The sequence below is a fragment of the Embleya sp. NPDC127516 genome (genome assembly GCF_044765325.1).
In the GTDB taxonomy this organism is placed as follows: Bacteria; Actinomycetota; Actinomycetes; order Streptomycetales; family Streptomycetaceae; genus Embleya.
In genome coordinates this window covers 48,186-70,477 of sequence record NZ_JBIWJT010000023.1, presented here as the reverse complement: position 1 = coordinate 70,477, position 22,292 = coordinate 48,186, and the positions used below count along the sequence as shown (strand labels likewise).

Below are 22,292 nucleotides of genomic sequence, written 5' to 3'. Positions count from 1 at the left end.
CGACGCCTGGATGTGGCAGGCCCGGTTCCCAACGCCGGCGCTCGGTAAGGGGGTTCGGGCGGAGGATCTGGGGTGGCCCGAGCGGATGATGGGGTTGGGCTCCGGTACTGGGCTCAATAGCGTGACGGGCAGCCCTGTTGTGATCGTCCGCCAGTGTCGGTGCGCGGTGCCAGTGCCGTTGGCGAAACGGAAACGGGAGTTCTCCGTGGATAGTTGTCCGGCTGCTCGCCCCCGACCACTGCGGGGATGGGTGCTCCCACCCGCAAGAACAAAGCCCGTCAAGGTGCCGGCGGGCCGCTGCCGTCGGCGCGTCGAGCCGACGTCCGAGACCGCCTGCCTGGTGGCGGCAAGCGGTGACGGCTCATTCGGTCGCCCTCGTTCGCGTGAGGCGAACAGGCCGTACATCCATGGTGTGGTGAAGACGGGGCGGCGGGCGATGCACGGGTCGGCCCAACGCCCTTCGGCCGGGGCCTCTTCCCCGGTCTGCCACTGCGACGAGCGGAGTTCGGCGTGACCGCCCCTTCGGACCGGCTCGTCGACGCGCTCCGGGCGTCGTTGACGCAGAACGAACGGCTGCGCGCGAAGAACGAGCAACTCACCGCGCGTAACGAGCAGCTGGCCGCGACATCCGGCGAGCCGATCGCGATCGTGGGGATCGGCTGCCGTTACCCCGGCTCGGTGTCCAGCGCCCAGGATCTGTGGCAGCTGGTCGTCGACGGCACCGACGCCATCGGCGACCTCCCGGACGATCGCGGCTGGAAGCAGCAGGTGCTCGACCTCGCCGCGGCCGGCGACGGCATCGGCCCGGCCCCGCAGGGCGGCTTCATCGACGATGCCGACCGCTTCGACGCGTCCGTCTTCGGCATCGCGCCTCGCGAGGCGTTGGCGATGGATCCCCAGCAGCGGCTGCTCCTGGAGACCTCCTGGGAGGTCTTCGAAAGCGTCGGCATCGTGCCGTCCTCGATGAAGCGCAGCCGAACCGGCGTCTTCATCGGCGCCACGAGCACCGGCTACGGCGCCGGGGTCACGACGCTGCCCGAGGGCGTGGGCACCTACCTGGTCAGCGGTACCTCCAGCAGCGTCATCTCGGGCCGACTCTCCTATGTCTACGGCCTGGAGGGCCCGGCGGTCACGGTGGACACCGCCTGCTCCTCCTCACTGGTCGCGCTGCACCTGGCCGCTCAGGCGCTGCGCAACGGGGAGTGCTCGCTGGCGCTGGCCGGTGGGGTGACCGTGATGTCCACCGCCAGCATCTTCCACGGGTTCAGCAGCCAGGGCATGATGGCCCCGAACAGCCGCTGCAAACCGTTCGCCGCCGCGGCCGACGGAACCTCCTGGGCCGAGGGTGTGGGCCTGCTCCTGGTCGAGCGGCTGTCGGACGCGCGGCGCAACGGCCGGCGGGTACTGGCCGTGCTGCGCGGTTCGGCGGTCAACCAGGACGGCGCGTCGAACGGGCTGACCGCGCCCAACGGTCCCTCCCAGCAGCGGGTCATCCGGGCCGCCCTCGCCGACGCCGGCCTGTCGCCCGACCAGGTCGACATGGTCGAGGCGCACGGCACCGGCACCACGCTCGGGGATCCGATCGAGGCGCAGGCCCTGTTGGCCACCTACGGACAGCAGCGCGACCCCGAACTTCCTTTGTGGCTGGGGTCGGTCAAGTCCAACATCGGCCACTCCCAGGCCGCCTCGGGTCTCGCCGGTGTGATCAAGACCGTCATGGCGCTGCGCAACGGGCAAGTACCACGTACCCTGCACGTCGACGCCCCCTCACCGCACATCGACTGGTCCGCCGGGGATGTCCGCCTCGCCGAAGAACCGCGCGACTGGCCGCGGTTGGGCCGGCCGCGCCGCGCCGCGGTCTCCTCGTTCGGTCTCAGCGGGACCAACGCGCACGTCATCCTGGAGCAGGCCGACCCCGACGACGACCCGCCGCCGGCCGAACCCGGGAAGCAGCGCGCGGACGGTCCGCTGGGCCATGGTCCGGTGCCGTGGCTGCTGTCCGCGGCCACCCCGGAGGCGCTGCGGGCCCGCGCCCGACAACTGGCTACCTGGAGCGTGCGCGAGCCGCGACCGGACCCCGTCGCGGTCGGCGCCGCGCTGGCCACCACCCGTACCGTCTTCGAACACCGCGCGGTCGTCCTGGTCGACGACCTCGACCGGGCCCGGGAACCGCTGCGCGCCCTCGACTCCGGTGTCCCGTCACCGCTGCTGGTCGAGGGGTCGGCCGCCGTCCGCGGCAAGGTCGTCTTCGTCTTCCCCGGCCAGGGCTCCCAGTGGACCGGGATGGCGACCCGACTACGCGACGAATGCCCGGAGTTCGCTGCTCACCTCGCCGCGTGCGAGGAGGCCCTCGCGCCCTGGACCGACCGGCCGCTGAGCGAGGTGCTGGACGACGAGGCCGCGCTCACCCGGGTCGACGTCGTGCAACCCGCGCTGTGGGCGGTCCTGGTGTCCCTCGCGCGGCTGTGGCAGGACCACGGTGTGCGGCCGGCCGCCGTCCTGGGCCACTCCCAGGGGGAGATCGCCGCGGCCTGTGCGGCGGGCGCGCTGTCGCTCGAAGACGGCGCCAAGGTCGTCGCGTTGCGCAGCCGGGCGATCGCCGCGGAATTGGCCGGGGACGGCGGGATGGCCTCGGTGGCGCTGCCGGTCGATGCGGTCCTGGCCCGTTTCCAGGGCGCCGACCACCGGCTGTCGATCGCCGCCCACAACGGCCCTCGCTCCACCGTCGTCTCCGGTGATCAGGACCGACTCGCCGACTTCTTGCGGGCCTGCGAGGCCGAGGGGGTGCGCGTGCGCCACATCCCCGTCGACTACGCCTCGCACTCCGCACAGGTCGAGTCCCTGCGCGACCGGCTGCTGACGGACCTCGCGGATATCCGACCCCGCGGTTCCGATCTGCCGTTCTGGTCCACCGTCACCGGCGACTGGATCGACACCGCGCGACTGGACGCCGACTACTGGTATCGCAATCTGCGACAGACCGTCCTGCTGGAGGAGGGCGTACGCGCCCTGCTCGCGAGCGGTCACGGCGTCTTCGTCGAGACCAGTCCGCACCCGGTACTCACGGCGGCCGTCGAGGAGTGTGCCGAGGACGCCGAGGCGGACGCCGCCGTCATCGGCACCCTGCGGCGCGCCGACGACTCCCTGTCGCGCTTTCGTACCTCGCTGGCCGAGGCCGCGGTCCGTGCCGGCAGGATCGGACTCGGCCCGCTGTTCGCCGGAATCGACGCCGCAGACGTGGCGCTGCCCACCTACCCGTTCCAGGGCGCCCGCTACTGGCTGTCGCCCGGCGCCACCGCGATCGAACCCGGCGCGCTGGGCCTGGACGCCGCCGACCATCCGGTACTCGGTGCGGCGGTGGAACTGGCCGACCGCGACGCGGTCGTCCTCACCGGTGTCGTCGACGCCGCCGACCCTTCGGTGCGGCATGATGCACAGGGCCTGCCCACGCTCGGCGCCGCCGCCCTGGCGGAGCTGGCGGTACGCGCCGCCGACGAGGTCGGCGCCACCGTGGCGGGGCTGGTCCTGGATCGGCCGCTGGTGCTGCCCACGGCAGGTGCCACCCGCATCCAGGTGACCGCCGCCGGGATCGGCGGCTCCGCCGGTACGCTCACCGTGCACGCACGCCATCCCGCCACCGCGGGCGGCCGATGGGTCCGGCACGCCGGCGCCACCCTCACCGATGTGTCTCCTCCGCCGGTCGTGGAGGACGGCAACCGGCCGCCCCCGGACGCGGATCCGCTCCCGCTTCCGGACGACGACGGCAGCCCCGATGGGGCGGTGGTCCGCGGGTTGTGGCGGCGCGGCGGCGACGTGTTCGCCGACGTGGTCCTCGGCGAGAACGCCCGCGAGGTACGGGGTTACCACATCCACCCCGCGTTGTTCGACGCCGCGCTCCGGGCCTGGCACCTCGCCCGATCGCCGCAGGACGAGGGCACCGGCCGGCTGCCCACGTCGCTGGGCCGCGTCGCCGTGCACGCCATCGGCGCCGACTCCGCCCGCGTCCGACTGCGTCCGGGCGCCGACGACACGGTCACCGCAACGTTCGCCGATGCCGCCGGGCAGCCACTGGCCGACCTGGGCCCGGTGGTCTTCGGGCCGGTGGCCGCAGGGGACTCGGCGGTGCCCGCGGACCTGCCGCACGACACGCTCTTTAGCGTCGAGTGGGCAGCGGTGACCATAACACCGGAGGCGCCGCCCGCGAACTGGGCGCTGCTCACCGACGACCCCGGCCACGTCGGGCTGTCCGCCGCGCTCCGCGATACCCGTACCGAGACCGGCACCGGTGCCGAAGTGTGGGTCCACCGCGACCTGGCCACCCTGACCGCCGCCGTCGCCGCGGGCGCCCGCGCCCCGGACGTCGTCGTCGTCCCGGCCGCCGCTTCCGGCGCCGGCCCCGAGGCCGCCGCATGCGCGGCCCTGGAGCTAATGCAGGCGTTCGTGGCCGACGATCGGCTCGCGGACAGCCGCTTGGTCCTGCTCACCCGGTCCGCGGTCGTCGCGAGCGTCGGCGAGGCGCCGGACCTGGAGGCCGCGCCCTTGTGGGGCCTGGTCGGTTCGGCCGACGCCGAACACCCGGGACGGGTCCTCCTGCTCGACACCGGCACCGATACCGGCACGGACATCGCTACCGATACGACCACCGACACCCGGGTCTTCGCCGATCTCCTGTGCGAAGCCCTGGCAGCCGGCGAACCCCGACTCGCCATCCGCGCCGGCACCCTGCGGGCCCCCCGCCTCAGCCGCGCCGGCACCACCCCCGCAGCCGACCACACCCCGCTCGACCCGAACGGCACCGCGCTGATCACCGGCGGCACCGGCACCCTCGGCGCACTCCTGGCCCGCCACCTCGTCCGCAACCACGGCGTCCGACACCTGCTGTTGCTCAGCCGCCGCGGCCCGGCCGCCCCCGGCGCCGAGGAACTCACCGCCGAACTCCACGAATTGGGCGCCCACGTCACCGTCGCCGCCTGCGATGCCGCCGACCGAAACGCGCTCGCCGCCGTCCTGGCCGCCGTGCCCGTGGACCACCCCCTCACCGCCGTCGTGCACGCCGCCGGCGTCCTGGACGACGCCGTCCTGGACGCCCTGACCCCGGAACGCGTGGCCGGCGTCTTCCGCCCCAAGGCGGACGCCGCACGGCACCTCGACGAACTCACCCGCGACGCGCCCCTGGCCGCGTTCGTACTGTTCTCCTCCGCCGCGGGGGTCCTCGGCACCGCCGGCCAGGCCAACTACGCGGCCGCCAACACCTTCCTGGACGCCCTGGCCGCGCGACGCCACGCCCACGGCCTGCCCGGCACCGCGCTGGCCTGGGGCATGTGGGCGGAACTGAGCGAGCTGACCCGCCGCGTACAGACCGCCGGCCAGGACAGAATGGTCGATGCCGGCTTCCGCACCCTGTCCACCGCGGACGGCCTCGCCATCTTCGACGCCGCGGTGCGTACCGACACCGCCCTGTTCGTGCCGCTGCCGACCGACCTCGCCGTACTCACCCGGCAACTCGCCGGCAATCCGCCGCCCCCGCTCTACCGTGGTCTGCTCCGTACTCCCCTGCGTCGTGCGGTGGGCACGAAAGCAGGCAACAGCCCGGACCTGGCCGCCCGGTTGGCCGGTGAGCCCCCCGCCGAACGCACCCGGATCCTGCTCGACCTCGTCCGCGAACAGGCCGCAGCCGTGCTCGGCCACGCCGGCGTCGACGCGGTCGGTCCCGGGCGGCCGTTCCGCGAGTTGGGCTTCGACTCGCTCAGTTCGGTGGACCTGCGCAACCGACTCGCCGCCGCCGTCGGCCTGCGCCTGCCGGTCGGCCTGATCTACGACCACCCCACGCCCGGCGCGCTCGCCCAGTACCTGCGCTCGCGACTCACGGGAGACCCGGACGAGGCCGCCGGCCCGGTCCCCACCCGCAGCGACGCGCCGGTCGGCGAGGACGACCCGGTGGTCGTCGTCGGCATGAGTTGCCGACTCCCCGGCGGGATCGAATCGCCGGACGAGTTGTGGAACCTGCTGGCGTCCGGCGGCGACGCGGTCGGGCCCGTCCCGGACGACCGCGGCTGGAACCTGGACCGGTTCGCGGCCTGGAACCAGGCCATGCCCGGCGTCGGCCTGCTGTCCGAGGGCGGCTTCATCACCGGTGCCTCGGGTTTCGACCCGGCGTTCTTCGACATCAGCCCGGAAGAGGCATTGGTGATCGACCCCCAGCAACGGCTGTTGCTGGAGTTGGCCTGGGAGGCGCTGGAGCGTACCGGCGAGGACCCACGACAGCTGCGCGGGTCGCGCACCGGTGTCTACCTCGGCACCTTCTCCCAGAATTACGTCTCCGACCTGCGGCAGGTGCCCGAGGCGAGCCTGCCCTACGTGTCCTCCGGCGCCGGTTCGCCGTTCGCCTGCGCCCGGGTGGCCTACACCTTCGGTCTGGAGGGGCCGACGCTCGCCGTCGACACCGGCTGTTCGTCCTCCGGCGTCGCGTTGCACCTGGCCTGCCAGGCGCTGCGGCGCGGCGAGTGCGCTTCCGCGCTGGTCGGCGGCGTCACCGTGCTGGCGTTCCCGGCCGCGTTCGAGAACCTCGGCGGTATCGCCTCCGACGGCCGCTGCAAGTCCTTCTCGGCCGACGCCGACGGCACCGGGTGGGGCGAGGGCGCAGGCGTGCTGGTCGTCGAACGCCTCTCCGAGGCCCGCCGCCGGGGTCACCGGGTGCTCGCGGTGATCCGCGGCTCGGCCCTGAACCACAACGGCGCCAGCAACGGGCTGACCGCACCGCACGGCCCCTCGCAGAGTCAGGTCATGCGCCTGGCTCTCGCCGAGGCCGGCCTCGGCCCCACCGACATCGACGTGATCGAGGCACACGGCACCGGTACCCCCCTGGGCGACGCGGTCGAGGCGGAGGCGGTCATCGACGCGTACGGGCGACACCGTCCCGCCGACCGCCCCCTGTGGGTGGGCAGCGTCAAGGCCAACATCGGCCACCCCCACGCCGCTTCCGGTGTCGTGGGCGTGATCAAGACGATCCTGGCCATGCGGCACGGCATCGTGCCCGAGGCGTTGCACGCCGCCGAGCCACTGCCCGACGTCGACTGGCAGGACAGCGGAATCACCCTGGCCCATCGGGCCGTTCCGTGGCCGGAGACCGGGCGGCCGCGCCGCGCCGGGGTGTCCTCGTTCGGCGGCAACGGCACCAAGGTGCACCTCATCCTCGAACAGGCGCCCGACGACCCCACCGCACCGCCTTCGCGGGACGCCCCCGACACCGGGTCGGCACCGCTGCCCTGCCTGCTGTCGGCCCGCACCGGCCCCGCCCTGGCCGAACAGGCCCGCAGGCTGCGCGAACGGCTGGTCGAGGCGGACACCGTCACCCCGACCGACGTCGCCTGGTCGCTGGCCACCACGCGCAGCGCATTCGAGGAACGCGCCGTGATCCTGGCGCGGGATCGGTCCGAACTCCTCGACGTCCTGGCCGCCTTGGCCGCCGGCCTCCCCCATCCCGCCCTGGTCACCGGCCGGTCCGCGAGCGAGGGCGCACGCCTGGTGGCCCTGCTGCCCGACGCCGAGGAGCGCCTGCCCGCCGCCGAGGCCGAGTTCTACGCCGCGTTTCCGGCCTACGCGCATGCCTGGGACGGAGCCGCCGGCGCCCTCGCCCCCTACCTGGACCGGCCGCTGCCCCTCCCGGGCACGGACGGCGAACCGCTCGTCTCCGCGGCCGCGTTCGCGTCGCATGTCGCCGGCTACCGGCTGTTGGAGAGCCAGGGTCTGCGCCCGGACGCCCTGCTGGGCCGCGGCCTCGGACAGATCGCCGCGGCCCACCTCGGCGGCAGCCTGACCCTGCGTCAGGCTGCCGCGGTGGTCGCCGGTCGTACGGACGACCTCGACGACCGTACGATCGCGCGGCCGCGAATTCCCGCACTGCGGGCGGGCAGCGGCGAGCCGATCGACGCCGAGGCCCTGCTCACCGGCGCCGCACCGGTCGTCGGCGAACCGATGCGAGAACGCGGCGGCGCGTCCGTGGCACGCGGCACCGACCTCGTCGTGAACCTCGGTGCCGCCGAGGACCGGCCCGACTCGGGAGCGGCCGTCACCGTTCACCTCCGGCAGGCCCCCGGATCCGGAGCGATCGCGTCGGCGCTGGCCCGGTTGTACGTGGCCGGCGCCGACCTGGATCACGCCGCGCTGTTCCGCGGCGTCCAGGCCCGGCGGATCGACCTGCCGACCTACCCGTTCCAGCGCGAGCCGTACTGGCTGGGCGCGTTCCGGCCGAGCACCACCGACGGAGGGAGCACCATGACCGACGAGCCGACCCGCAAGAAGATCATCACCGAGTACTACCGCAGGCTCAACGCCGGGGACGTCGCCGGCGTGGTCGCCATGTTCGCCGGAGACGGATACATCGAGGACCCCCTGGGCGCTCCCGTCACCCGCGGCCACGAGGCGCTGCGCCACTTCTACGACGTCACCATCACCCAGGCCGACATCAAGGACACCGTCCACTCGATCGTCGGCGCACACGACGACCGCCACGTCGCGGCCGCGGTCACCGCCGATCTGATCAACGTGGAGGACCCCGAGCGCAAGCGGGTCACCGTCGACGCCGTGATGACGTTCCGCATCGACAACGACGGACTCATCGAAGAGGCCAGGACCTTCTGGGGCGCCACCGACGTGACCATGTGACCTCGCGCCCATCGCGGCGCAGCGCCGTGGTTCAGCCGGCGTCCCGGCCGGCGGCCGGGACGCCGGCGGCGTGTCCGGCGTGGTGCGGCCGGCCGATCGCGTTCGTGGGCTCGGCGGCGACACGTGCCGTCGACGGGCGGCGCGGAGCGGTTCGGCCGCCGGATCACCTCGACCCCGCTGCCGGCGGGAGCCGCGGCCGGCGTCGCCTGTTCCCGCCGGACTCGGACTGCGCCGGACGGGATACCGGAGAACCGATGGCCACCCGGCGCACCCCTAACCTGTGCGGGCGTACCCCTGAACCGCGGCTCGAGGCGGTTGCCGCCGGGGTGCCGCGTGTCAGAGTCCGGCTATGCCTGTCACCACTTCGTCCCCGGTCGGACCGCGGGCGCCGGGAGGTTGCCGTGCCCGATGAGAATCTGCGCAAGCACCTGGTGGTGGAGCACTGCCGCCGGGTGAACGCCGGCGATCTGGAGGGCTTACTGGCCCTCTATTCGCCGCATGTACGGTTCGAGGACCCGGTGGGTACCGGGCCGCAGAGCGGGATCGAGGCGTTGCGCGCGCACGCGGGCGCGGCCATCGCCTGCCGGGCCTTCGAGGATTCCGGTGTACCGGTGGCGGCGCAGGACGGTGCGAGCGCCGCGGTACCGGTCGTCACGACCATGAACTACCAGCCCTGGGGTCCGAATCTGGTGCGCCTCGGGTTCATCCCCGCGCCGCCCGAGGAGAGCGACCCCGGCACGCGCATCCGCTTCGACTACGTGATGGCCATCAAGGTCGGGGCCGACGGACTGATCGCCGAGATGCAGGGCTACTGGGGCCTGTCCGACGTGGTGTTCCTGGACCCCGCATGACGCGGCCTCCCCTGCCCCGAACGACGACTGGAAGGGTGGCGTACCGATGACCGACTCGAAGCACGCCGTGGTGCTGGGTGCCGGACTCGCGGGGATGCTGACCGCGCGCGTACTGGCGGGCCATGTGGACTCCGTCACCGTGGTGGACCGCGATGTGATGCCCGACGGTCCGTATCCGCGCAAGGGCCTGCCGCAGGCCCGCCACGCGCATCTGCTGATGTCCGGCGGCGCCCGGGCGATCGACAGCCTGTTGCCCGGTACCACCGACCGACTGCTCGCCGCTGGGGCGCACCGGATCGGGCTGCCCGCGAACGTCGTGTCGCTGACCGCGTACGGCTGGCAACAGCGGTTCCCGGGCAGCCAGTTCATGATCACGTGTAGTCGAGAGCTGCTCGACTGGACGGTACGGGACACCGTGCTGCGCGATCCGCGGATCACCCTACGCGAAGCGATGGACGTGCTCGGTCCGCGCACGGAGTTCGGGCGCGTCACCGGGATCGACCTCCGGCCGCGCGACGGTTCGGCCGGACCGACCCCGCTGGCGGCCGACTTCGTGGTCGACAGCACCGGCCGCGGGTCGCCGGCCAAGAAGTGGCTGGCGGAGCTGGGTGTACCTCCCGTGCGGGAGGAGACCGTCGACTCCGGGCTGCGCTACTCCAGTCGGATCTTCCGCGCGCCGGTGGGGGCGGAGAAGGACTTTCCCGTGGTCAGTGTCTACCCGGACCACCGCTCGGGGCGCCCGGGGCAGAGCGCGGTGCTCGTCCCGATCGAGGGCGGCCGGTGGATCGTCACCATCTCCGGGACCCGGGGCGCGGAACCACCCGGCGGCGAGGAGGGTTTCGCCGCGTTCGCCGGGGCGGTTCGGCACTCGATCGTCGGCGACCTGATCGCCGCCGCCGAACCGGTCACCGAGGTGCAGGGCTCGCGCAGCACAATGAACCGGCGGCTGCACTACGAGCAGGTCAACCCGTGGCCCGCGGGCTTCGCCGTGCTCGGAGACGCGTTGGCGGCCTTCAACCCGGTGTACGGACACGGGATGAGCTGCGCCGCGCACAGCGCCCTCGCCCTGGACGGCGAGCTGCGCCGGCTCGGCGGCCTCGTTCCCCAACTCGCTCGGCGCGTCCAGCGGGCGGTCGCGGCGGCGATCGACGACGCGTGGATCCTGGCGACCAGCCAGGACCTCGACTATCCGGGCTGCCGCTCGGAGGTCACCGACACCCGGTTGGCCAACCCCTCCCCGGCGGGACGGCAGTTCGCGGACCTGGTCTCGACCGCGGCGCTCTCCGAACCCACCGTCGCCGTCGCGACGATGGAGGTCACCACGCTGTCCGCGCCACTGACCCGGCTACAGGCGCCCGAGGTGCTCGCCGCGGTCCGTCGGTTCGCCGCCGGCCCGGCCACCCGCCCGGTCTCGGCCGAACCACCGTTGAAGCCGGACGAGTCGGCGCTGCTCGGCCACTGACGGCGAGAAGGGGGCGGTCGGCGCAGGCCGACCGCCCCCTTGCGCGCTCTGTCGGCGGGCTCGCGCCGGTGAACGAGGATCGACCCCGCCCTGTCATGGGCGGGGCCGATCCTCGTGCGCGGGTCAGGACTCGCCGGAGTCGTCGAGCGCCAGGCGGATGAGTTCGTCGGCGTCCATCAGGGCGATCGACGCGACGGCCTCCTCGTCGAACCCGTCGTCGGTGCCGTTTCCGGCCGATCCCGGCGCGGCGGCGTCCCGGGAAGGGCCGTCCTCCGCGGCGGCGTCCGGTGCGCCGACCGGTGCCGGAGCGAGGTCGTCGAGCAGCCGACGAGCCAGCTCGACCGGGGTGGGGTGATCGAAGATCAGGGTGGCGGGCAGTCGCCGGCCGGTGTCCGCGGTGAGGCGGTTGCGCAGTTCGACGGCGGTGAGCGAGTCGAAGCCGAGGTCCCGGAAGGCCCGGTCCGGATCCACCGCGCCGGCCGAGCCGTGACCCAGAACCGCTGCGACGTTGGCGCGAACCAGGTCGAGCAGAAGCTCCTCCCCGTCGGCCGCGGACAGACCGGACAGCCGCTGGTCGAGCGAAGGGCCCGAGGCCGCCGTATCGGCGGACGCGGCGCGCCGGGCCGGCCCCCGGGCCAGGCCGCGCAGAATCGGGGCCACCAGGCCGGCCGGTAGCGCGCCGGGGTCGATGCGCACGGGCACCAACAGCGGTTCGTCGGTGCCCCGGGCCGTGTCGAAGAGCGCGAGTCCCAGGTCGGACGCCATCGGCACGATCCCGCCACGCGCCATCCGGGCCAGGTCCGCGTCGGCGAGTGCGCCGGTCAGCCCGCTGGCTTCGGCCCACAGGCCCCAGGCCAGCGAGGTGGCAGTCAGGCCGCGCGCGTGCCGGTCCTGGGCGAGGGCGTCCAGGAAGGTGTTGGCGGCGGCGTAGTTGGCCTGTCCCGCACTGCCGAGCAGGCCGGCAAGAGAGGAGAAGAGGACGAAGGCGGAGAGGTCGTGGTCGGCGGTGAGTTCGTGGAGGTTGACCGCGCCGTCGACCTTGGATCGCAGGACCCGCTCCAGACGCTCCGGGGTCATCGACTCGATCAGGCCGTCGTCGAGCACACCCGTGGCATGGACGACCGCGGTGAGCGGGGCTGTGACAGGTATCCGCGCCAAGGCCCCGGCAAGGGCCTCCCGATCGGCCGCGTCACACGCCTCGACAACGACCCGGGCACCCAGACCGCCGAGCTCGGCCACCAACTCCCCCGCGCCCGCGGCGTTCGGACCGCTACGACTGAGCAACACCAGACTCCGCACACCGTGTTCCGCAACCAGACGACGGGCCACCAGAGCACCCAACGTGCCCGTGCCACCCGTGACCAGAACGCTCCCGCCCGGATCGAGCGGCACCGGCATCCGCAACACGACCTTCCCCACATGCCTCGCCTGCGACATCAACCGAAACGCCTCCGGCGCCCGCCGCACATCGAACGACCGCACCGTGATCGGCACCAACACACCCGACCCGAACAACGGCATCAACACCGCGAACAACCCCGCGATCCCATCCGCGCCCGCCGCCTCCACCAAGTCGAACGCGTCATACGACACCACCCCCGGATACGCGGACCGCACCACCCCCGCATCCCGCACATCGGCCTTGCCCATCTCCACGAACCGACCACCAACGGCCACCAACCGCAACGAGGCGTCCACGAACTCACCCGCGAGAGAGTTCAACACCACATCCACACCACGCCCACCGGTCGCCGAACGAATCCGCTCCTCGAACCCCAACGTCCGGGACGAAGCGATATGGGCGTCATCCAGACCCAACGACCGCAGAGTGTCCCACTTGCCCTCACTCGCCGTCGCGAACACCTCGGCACCCAGATGACGCGCGATCTGCACCGCCGCCATCCCCACCCCACCCGCACCGGCATGAACCAACACCGACTCACCCGACCGCAGACCACCCAACTCCACCAAGCCGTAATACGCCGTCAAAAACACCACCGGCACCGACGCCGCCCGCTCGAACGACCAGTCACCCGGCACCGGAACCACCATCCGGTGGTCGGCGACCGCGTCCGGGCCGAAGCCGCCCCCGAACATGCCCAGGACACGATCACCGACTGCGAATCCCGATACTCCGGGCCCGACTTCGCTGACCACACCCGCGCCCTCGCCACCCATCATCGCGGCACCCGGATACATGCCCAGCGCGATCAGCACGTCCCGGAAATTGAGACCGGCGGCCCGGACCCCGATCCGGATCTGTCCCTCGCCCAGTTCCTCGCCCTCCGGGGCGGCCGGCACCGGGACCAGCGCGAGATTCTCCAGCGTCCCGGCCCTGATGGTGTCCAACCGCCACGCGCCGGGAGGTGGCACCAACGCGGCGGACCCGCCGATCCGTCCGAGGCGGGGTGCGAGCAATCGGCCGCCGCGTAGCGCGAGTTGCGGCTCGCCGAGGGCAAGCGAAGCGCGGACCGCGGCGGGCAGCAGCGGACGGGAGTCGGCGGCGGTATCCGTGTCGATCAGGACGCAGCGGTCGGGGTGTTCGCTCTGCAAGGAGCGGACGAGACCGACGATCGCGGCCCGGCCGAGGTCGGCGACGGCTTCGCCGGACTCCGTGGCCAGTGCGCCGCGGGTGCGCACCACGAGCCGGGCGTCGGCCAGGCGCCGGTCGGCGACCCACGCCTGGAGATCCGCCAGGACCCGTGCCGTGGACGTGTGCACCCGCGCGGCCAGGCTCCCGGACTCCAATGCCGCGTCCGTGGGCGAGAGCAAGGCGAAGTCCGGTACCGGGGCGCCCGCTTCGATGGCGGCGCCCAGTGCCGCCGGGTCCGTGTACACGGCTGGGGCGATCCCGGCACCGGCCAGATCGGCGAGCAGGTCCCGGGTGCCCGGGGTGTCGGACGCGCCCAGCACCACCCAGGTGTCCTCGGATCCGCCGCCGGCCGGCGCGGTCACCGGCTTCCATTCGACGGTGAACAACGCGTCGCGGGTGGCGTCCCGGCCGCCGATGATCTGGTCGACGGCCACGGGGCGCAACACGAGGGAGTCGGCGCGCAGGACGGGGGCACCTTCGCGGTCGGCGACCAGCACGGTGACCGTGTCGGTGCCTTCGGGGATCAGCCGTACGCGCAGCCGTTGGGCGCCCGAGGCGTGCAGCGAGACGCCGTTCCAGGCGAACGGCAACAGGATTCTGGCATCTCGGCCGCCGGAGCCGGCCAAGCCGTACGCCTGGAGCGCGGCGTCCAGTAGCGCCGGGTGCAGGCCGTACCGTCCGGCCTCGTCGCGCTCGCGTTCGCCGAGCGCGACCTCCGCGTACACCTCGGTACCGACCCGCCAGACCTGTTCCAGGCCCTGGAAGGCGGGCCCGTACGCGTACCCGGAGGCGCGGGCCTGCTCGTAGAAGTCGGCGGTGTCCAGCGGGACGGCGTCGGCGGGGGGCCATGCGGTCAGGTCGAAGCCGGCGGCCGGGGTGGTGGGGGCCAGGACGGCCCCGGCGTGGCGCACCCAGCCGCCGCCGTCCTCGGCCCGGTCGGCGGCAGGGCGGGAATGGATGGTGAGGGTGCGCCGGTCGGTCTCGTCGGGCGGGCCGACCACGATCTGGATCCGTACTCCGCCGGTCGGCGGCAGGATCAGCGGGGCTTCGAGCGTCAGCTCGTCGAGTCGACCGCAGCCCGCCTCGTCGGCGGCGCGGACCGCCAGGTCCACGAAGGCGGTGCCGGGCAGCAGCACGGTGCCGGCGACGGCATGGTCGTTGAGCCAGGGATGCGTGCGCAGCGAGATCAGGCCGGTCAGGATCAGGTGGCCGAGTTCGGACAGGGTGGTGCCGGCGAGCAGCAGCGGGTGGTCGACGGGGGCGAGCCCCAGTTCGGTGGCGTCGCCGGCACCGGCTCGGCCGGTACCGGACTCCAGCCAGTAGCGCCGGTGCTGGAACGCGTAGGTCGGCAGTGGGACGCGCACGCCGAAGTCGGCGCCGAGGACCGCGGTCCAGTCGACCGGCAGGCCGTGTACGTGCGCTTCGGCGAGCGAGCCGAGGAAGCGGTCGACGTCCTGTTCGTCGCGGCGCAGGGTGCCCAGTGCCACGGCGTGCCCGCCCGTCTCGTCCAGCACCTCCTCGATGCCGGCGACCAGCACGGGGTGCGGGCTGACCTCGACGAAGGCGGTGTGTCCGGCTTCGACGAGGGCGCGCACGGTCTCCTCGAATCGCACGGTCTGCCGCAGGTTGCGGTACCAGTAGTCGGCGTCGAGGTCGGTGGTGTCCTGCCGGCCCGCGGTGACCGTCGAGTGGAAGGGGATGCGGGCCGGGCCCGGCTCGATGCCGCCGAGGACGTCGGCGAGCCGGTTGCGGATCTCCTCCACGTGGGCGCTGTGCGAGGCGTAGTCGACGGGGATGCGCCAGTGCCGTACGCCTTCGGCCGCGCAGTCGGCGGTCAGTTCGTCCAGCGCGGCGGTATCGCCGGAGACGACGGTGGAGCCGGGCCCGTTGATCGCGGCGACCGACAACCGTCCGGTCCAGTGTTCCAGGCGGGCGGCGACTCGTTCGGCCGGTTCGCCGACGGAGAGCATGCCGCCGCGCCCGGACAGCGCGGTGATCGCCTGGCTGCGCAGGACGACGACCTTGGCGGAGTCCGCCAGGCTGAGCGCGCCCGCGACGTAGGCGGCGGCGATCTCGCCCTGTGAGTGCCCGACCACGGCGGCGGGTTCGACGCCGCAGGCACGCCACAGCTCGGCCAGCGCGATCATCACGGCCCACAGCACCGGTTGGAGGACGTCGACCCGGGCGAACCAGCTCTGCGAGGCGTCCGCGTCTGCGCGCAGCACCTCTTCGAGGGACCAGTCCACGTACGGGTCGAGTGCCTGTTGGCAGGCGGCGATTTGCGCCGCGAACACCGGCGCGCTGTCGAGCAGTCCGACCGCCATCCGGACCCACTGCGAGCCCTGGCCGGGGAAGACCAGGACGACGCGTTCGCCGTGCCGGGCCTGACCTTGGACGACCTGGGCGGCCGGGGTGCCGGCGGCCAGGCCGGCCAGCCCGTGCAGCAGTTCGGCGCGGTCGGCGGCCCGCACGACGGCGCGGTGGTGCAGGGCCGAGCGAGTGGAGTGCAGCGAGTGGGCCAGGTCGACCGGGGAGACGCCGTGGCCGGCGTCGTTCTCCAGGTGGTCGGCCAGTCGCGCGGCCTGCGCACGCAGTCCCTCGGGGCTTTTCGCGGAGACGAGAAAGGGCAGCACGGTGACGTCGGGCAGCGCCGGCGCGTCCTGCTCGGGCGCCGGCGCCGCAGCGTCCGCGGCGGTCGCCTCGGGGGCCTGCTCCAGGATCACGTGCGCGTTGGTTCCGCTGATCCCGAAGGACGAGATCCCGGCGCGGCGCGGTTGTGCGCCGCCCGTCCAACTCCGGGCCTCGGTCAGCAGTTCGACGGTGCCCGCGGACCAGTCCACGTGCGGGGTCGGCTCGTCCGCGTGCAGCGTCTTGGGCAGCACGCCGTGGCGCATCGCCATCACCATCTTGATGATCCCGGCCGCGGCGGCTGCCGACGTGGTGTGGCCGATGTTGGACTTCACCGAGCCGATCCACAGCGGCCGTTCGGGGTCGCGACCCCTGCCGTAGGTGGCGATCAGTGCCTGGGCCTCGATCGGGTCGCCGAGGGTGGTGCCGGTGCCGTGCGCCTCGACCGCGTCGATCTGGTCGGCGGCGAGGCCCGCGTCGGCGAGGGCGGCCCGGATCACCCGCTGCTGGGCGGGGCCGTTGGGCGCGGTCAGGCCGTTGCTGGCGCCGTCCTGGTTGATCGCGCTGCCGCGGATGACGGCGAGCACGGGGTGGCCGTTGCGGCGGGCCTCGTCGAGTCGTTCCACCAGCAGGATGCCGACGCCCTCGGACCAGCCCATGCCGTCCGCCGAGGCGGCGAACGGCTTGCAGCGTCCGTCCCCCGCCAGTGCCCGCTGGCGGCTGAACTCCACGAAGCCGCCCGGGGTCGAGGTCACCGACACGCCGCCGGCCAGGGCCAGCGAGCATTCGCCGCGCCGCAGCGACTGCACGGCCAGGTGCAGGGCCACCAGCGAGGAGGAGCAGCCGGTGTCCACGGTCAGTGCCGGGCCTTCGAGGCCGAACAGGTAGGACAGTCGTCCGGAGATCACGCTGCCCGCGTTGCCGGTGAGCACGTAGCCCTCGACGCCTTCGGGCATCCGCGCCACGTCGGTGCCATAGCCGGTGGGGGTGCCGCCGACGAAGACGCCGGTGGGGCTGCCGTGCAACGAGTCGGGGGCGATGCCCGCCCGCTCGAACAACTCCCAGGTGGTCTCCAGGAGGAGGCGTTGCTGCGGGTCCATGGCGAGTGCCTCGCGCGGGCTGATGCCGAAGAAGTCGGCGTCGAAGTCCCCTGCGGCGTCCAGGAATCCGGCTTCGTTGGTGTAGAAGGTGCCGGGCCGATCCGGGTCGGGGTGGTAGAGCCCTTCGACGTCCCAGCCGCGGTCGGCGGGGAAGCCGCCGATGGCGTCGGTGCCGGCCGCGACCAGGTCCCAGAACTCCTCCGGGTTGGTCACGCCGCCGGGGAAGCGGCATGCCATCGCGACGATCGCGATCGGCTCGTCGTCACGGCCGGCCGCCTGCGGTACGGCCAGGGCCGCGTGGTCCTCCTCGCCGCTGAGCGCGGCCAGGATGTGTTTGGCGAGCACCTGCGAGGTGGGGTAGTCGAAGACCAGGGTGGTCGGCAGCGCCAGGCCGGTCTCGGCGTTGAGCCGGTTGCGCAGATCCACGGCGGTGAGCGAGTCGAAGCCGAGTTCGCGAAAGGCCCGGTCGGCGGGCACGGCCGCGGGGGCGGTGTGGCCGAGCACCTTGGCGACCTGGGCGCGTACGGTCTCCAGGACGATCGCGTCGCGTTCGGCGGCGGTGACCTCGGCGAGTCGGCGGGCCAACCCGCTGGTCGCCGCGGCGGCGGTGTCCGGTACCAGGGCTGCGCTCAACACGCGCTGTGCGTCCGGGAGTTCGCTGAACAGCGGGCTGGGGCGCAGGGCGGTGAAGCCGGTGATGAACCGTTCCCAGTCGATGTCGGCGGCCACGACGACGGTGTCGTCCAGCTCCAGCGCGCGGTCCATCGCGGCGAGGGCCGTGCGCGGGTCGATCATCCGGACGCCGCGGCTGGCCAGGATCTCGTGGGCTCGCTCGTCGTCGGCCATGCCCGCGCCGGCCCACGGGCCCCAGACCATGGAGGTGGCGGTCGCACCCCGGGCGCGGCGGTGCTCGGCGAGCGCGTCCAGGTAGGCGTTGGAGGACGCGTACACGCCCTGCATGCCGCTGCCCCACAGGCCGGAGATCGAGGAGAACAGCACGAACGCGTCGAGCGGACGGTCGCCCAGGACGCGGTCGAGCACTGCCGCGCCGGCCACCTTGCCCGCGGCGAGCCGGGCGCTCTCGGTCAGGTCGGTGTCGGCCAGCGCACTGGCCTGGCCCAGGCCGGCCGCGTGCACGACGACCCGCAGCGGCGGGCCGTCGGCGTCGATCTCGGCGACCAGCCGGACCACCGCGTCCTCATCGGCCATGTCGCAGGCCGCGACGGTGACCTGTGGGCCCAACGCGCGTAGCCGCTCGGCGAGTTCGTGGGCGCCGGGCGCCGCCGGTCCGGCCCTGCTGGTCAGCACGAGCCGCTCGGCGCCCTTCTCGGCGGCCCACTGCGCGACCTGCGCACCCAGACCGCCGGTGCCGCCGGTCACCAGCACGGTCCCGGTGGGTCGCGGGTCGCGGATCGGTGCCCGGTCGGCCGCCGAGGCGCGGATCAGCCGCCGGACCAGGACGCCGGAGTCGCGGATGGCGAGCTGGTCCTCGCCCGAGGTGCCGGGCAGCATGCCGACGGCGCGGGCCCAGGCCCGCGCGTCGGGCCGGGCGGGCAGGTCGATCAGGCCGCCCCACAGCCGGGGGAACTCCAGGCCGACGACTCGGCCGATGCCCCAGACCCGACCCTGGGCCGGGTGGGTCAGCGCGTCCCGACTCGCGACGGAGACCGCGCCCCGGGTCAGGCACCACAGCGGGCCACCCGATTCGGTGTCGGTGAGGGCCTGGGCGAGCGCGATCGTGGCGGCCATCCCCCGCGAGAGCGCGGGATGATCTTCTCGGGCCTGTTCCTCCAGGCCCAACAGGGAGATCACGCCGGTGAAGTCGGCGTCCGGCAGCCCCGCCCGCACCCGGGCGATCTGCTCGGCCAGCGGCCCGCGCTCGACATCGGCCGCGGTGACCGGCAACCGCGCCACCCGCGCGCCGTGCGTGGTCAGCGCCTGGACGCACTGCGCCTCGAAGTCCGGGTCGTGCGCGTCCTCGGCGGACACCACGAGCCAGGTGCCGGTCAGGCTCGGGGTGGGGGCGCCGGTCAGCGGTCGCCAGACCACGCGATAGCGCCACTCGTCGACGGTGGCGTCCAGGCGGCGCCCGTCGCGCCACCCCGCCAGCGCGTCGATCGACGTCTCCAGCGCGGCGCGTCCGGATGCGCCGGTCGTCCCGAGCATCGCGGTAAGGGCGTCGATGTCCCGGCCTTCGACCGCTTCCCAAAAGCGCGCCTCACCCGGCTGCGCGGACCCGGCGGCGGGCGCGGCTTCCTCGGCGGGCGCGTCCGCCAGCCAGAACCGTTCGCGTTGGAAGGCGTAGGTGGGCAGGTCGGTACGGACCGCGCCCCGGTGGGCGAGCAGCGGACGCCAGTCCACGTCGACGCCGTTCGCGTACGCCTGGGCGAGTGCGGCGCAAAAGCCCGCCGTGCTGTCCCGGTCACGGTGCAGGGTGGCGAGCGAGAGCGCCGCGCCCTCGGCGGACTCGATCGTGCCCAGCAAGGCCGTGGTCAGTACGGGGTGGGCGCTGGCCTCGATGAAGGCGTCGTGACCCCGCCGGAGCAGCAGCCGGATCGTCTCCTCGAAGCGGACGGTTCGGCGAAGGTTGGTGTACCAGTACTGCGCGTCCAGGGCGGTGGTCTCCAGCAGGTCGGCGGTCACCGCGGAGTAGAACGGCACCGCGGCCGCGACCGGTCGGATGTCGGCCAGCTCGGTCAGCAGCCGCGCGCGGATCGACTCGACCTGGACCGAGTGCGAGGCGTAGTCCACCGGGACCCGCCGCGCCCATACGTCCGACCGTGCGCAACTCGCGAGCAGTTCGTCCAGGGCGGCCGACTCTCCCGACACCGTCACCGACGCCGGGCCGTTCACCGCGGCGACCGATATCCGGCCGTCGTATCCCGCGATCAGTTCGCGCACCCGCTCCACCGGAGCGGCGACCGAGGCCATGCCCCCGTCGCCGGGCAGATCCAGGATGGCCTTGCTCCGCAGCGCCACCACCTTCGCGCCGTCCGCCGCCGTCAGCGCGCCCGCGACACAGGCGGCGGCGATCTCGCCCTGGGAGTGGCCCACCACCGCGGCGGGCCGTACACCGAAGGAGCGCCACAGCTCCGCCAGGGACACCATCACCGCCCACAGGACGGGTTGTACGACATCGACGCGGTCCAACCACTCCTCGGACTCCGACCGCAGCATCGACGTCACGGACCAGTCGACGAACGGCGCCAACGCGTCCTCGCACGCGGCGATTTGCTCGGCGAAGACCGGTGCGGAGTCCAGCAGGTCGGCCGCCATCCCCAGCCATTGCGATCCCTGACCGGGGAAGACCAGCACCGGGCGCGTCACCGGGCGCGCCACGCCCTGCACCACGCCCGCCACCGGCTCCCCCGCGACCAGCGACTCCAAGCCCGTGACCAACTCCGCGCGCTCCGCGGCCAGTACCACCGCGCGGTCGTCGAGCGCGGAGCGGTGCACGGCGAGGGTGAGCGCGATGTCCGCGAGCGGGGTCGCGGTCTCGACCCGCGCGTGGCGGGCCAGTTGTGCGGCGTGGGCGCGCAGGCCGGCTTCGCCGCGGGCGGACACGACGAAGGGCAGCGGGCCCGACCAGGCGCGGGACGCCGCACCGTCTTGGTCCGCCGGTTGCGCCGGGGCGGCGGCCGCCTCCTCGAGGATCACGTGCGCGTTCGTGCCGCTGGCCCCGAACGCGGAAACCCCGGCCCGGCGCGGTTCGCCCGCCGCGGGCGGCCAGGCGAGGCTGTCGGTCAGCAGTTCCACCGCGCCGGACGACCAGTCCACGCCCGGTGTCGGCGCGTCCACGTGCAGGGTCTTGGGCAGCGTGCCGTGGCGCATCGCCATGACCATTTTGATCACGCCGGCCACGCCGGCCGCGGCCTGGGTGTGCCCGAGGTTGGACTTCAGCGCGCCCAGCCGCAGCGGCCGATCCGGCGAGCGGCCGGGCCCGTAGGTGGCGATCAGCGCCTGGGCCTCGATGGGGTCGCCCAGCCGGGTGCCGGTGCCGTGCGCCTCCACCGCGTCGATGTCCGCCGGTGCCAGGCCCGCGTTGGCCAGCGCCTGTTCGATCACCCGTTGCTGTGAGGGGCCGTTGGGCGCGGTGAGGCCGTTGCTCGCGCCATCCTGGTTGACCGCCGTGCCCCGCACGACGGCGAGTACGGGGTGGCCCTTGCGGCGCGCGTCGGAGAGCCGTTCGACCAGGAGCATGCCGACGCCCTCGGCCCAGCCGGTGCCGTCGGCCGCGGCTGCGAACGGCTTGCACCGACCGTCGGCGGACAGACCGCGCTGCCGGCTGAACTCGATGAACGCGGCCGGAGTGGCCATCACGGTCACCCCGCCGGCCAGTGCCATCGTGCATTCGCCGCCGCGCAGCGCCTGGACGGCCAGGTGCAGCGCCACCAGCGAGGACGAGCACGCGGTGTCCACGGTCACCGCGGGGCCTTCCAGGCCCAGCGCGTAGGAGACGCGGCCCGACAGCACGCTGCCGACGCTGCCGGTGAGGGCGTATCCCTCGACCCCCTCGGGCATCCGCTGCACACCGGCGCCGTAGCCGGTGGGGGTGCCGCCGACGAACACTCCGGTCGGGCTGCCCTTCAGGGTGCGCCGGTCGACCCCGGCGCGTTCGAACGCCTCCCAGGAAGTCTCCAGGAGCAGCCGCTGTTGCGGGTCCATCGCCAGCGCCTCGCGCGGCGAGATCCCGAAGAACGCCGGGTCGAACTCACCCGCGCCGTCCAGGAATCCGCCCTCGTGCGCATAACTGGTGCCGAGGTGGTCGGGGTCGGGGTGGTAGAGGTCGTCGACCTGCCAGCCCCGGTCGAGGGGGAAGCCGCTCACCGCGTCCACCTCGTCGGCGACCACCCGCCACAGGTCCTCGGGCGAACGAATGCCGCCGGGGTAACGGCAGGACATGCCGATCACGGCGATCGGCTCGGGGCGCTCCAGTTCCGCGATGCGAGCTCGGGCCCGCTGCAGGTCGACCGTCGCGCGCTTGAGATAGTCCC

At 73.5% G+C, this 22,292-nt stretch carries 3 protein-coding genes and 1 pseudogene; 3 read left to right on the top strand and 1 reads right to left on the bottom strand.

What is annotated here, in order from left to right; all coding sequences use genetic code 11:
* The first annotated feature begins 510 nt into the window (after positions 1–510).
* The 3 genes from ACIRL2_RS35325 to ACIRL2_RS35315 all read left to right on the top strand — a co-directional run bounded on the left by ACIRL2_RS35325 (position 511) and on the right by ACIRL2_RS35315 (position 10,977).
* Positions 511–8,664 (top strand): type I polyketide synthase, encoded by an 8,154-nt coding sequence (locus ACIRL2_RS35325; RefSeq protein ID WP_402237726.1) that lies wholly within the window; start codon positions 511–513, stop codon positions 8,662–8,664.
* Positions 8,665–9,065: 401 nt separating this feature from the next.
* The gene (locus ACIRL2_RS35320) at positions 9,066–9,515 is read left to right on the top strand and encodes a nuclear transport factor 2 family protein (RefSeq protein ID WP_395872764.1); all 450 of its coding nucleotides are present in this window, start codon (positions 9,066–9,068) and stop codon (positions 9,513–9,515) included.
* Positions 9,516–9,561: 46 nt separating this feature from the next.
* The gene (locus tag ACIRL2_RS35315) at positions 9,562–10,977 is read left to right on the top strand and encodes an NAD(P)/FAD-dependent oxidoreductase (protein WP_395872763.1); all 1,416 of its coding nucleotides are present in this window, start codon (positions 9,562–9,564) and stop codon (positions 10,975–10,977) included.
* A 123-nt stretch (positions 10,978–11,100) separates the two neighbouring features.
* On the opposite strand, the pseudogene ACIRL2_RS35310 reads toward ACIRL2_RS35315, so the two are convergent.
* Positions 11,101–22,286, bottom strand: a pseudogene (locus tag ACIRL2_RS35310) (type I polyketide synthase); the annotation flags it as partial.
* Positions 22,287–22,292 lie beyond the last annotated feature (6 nt).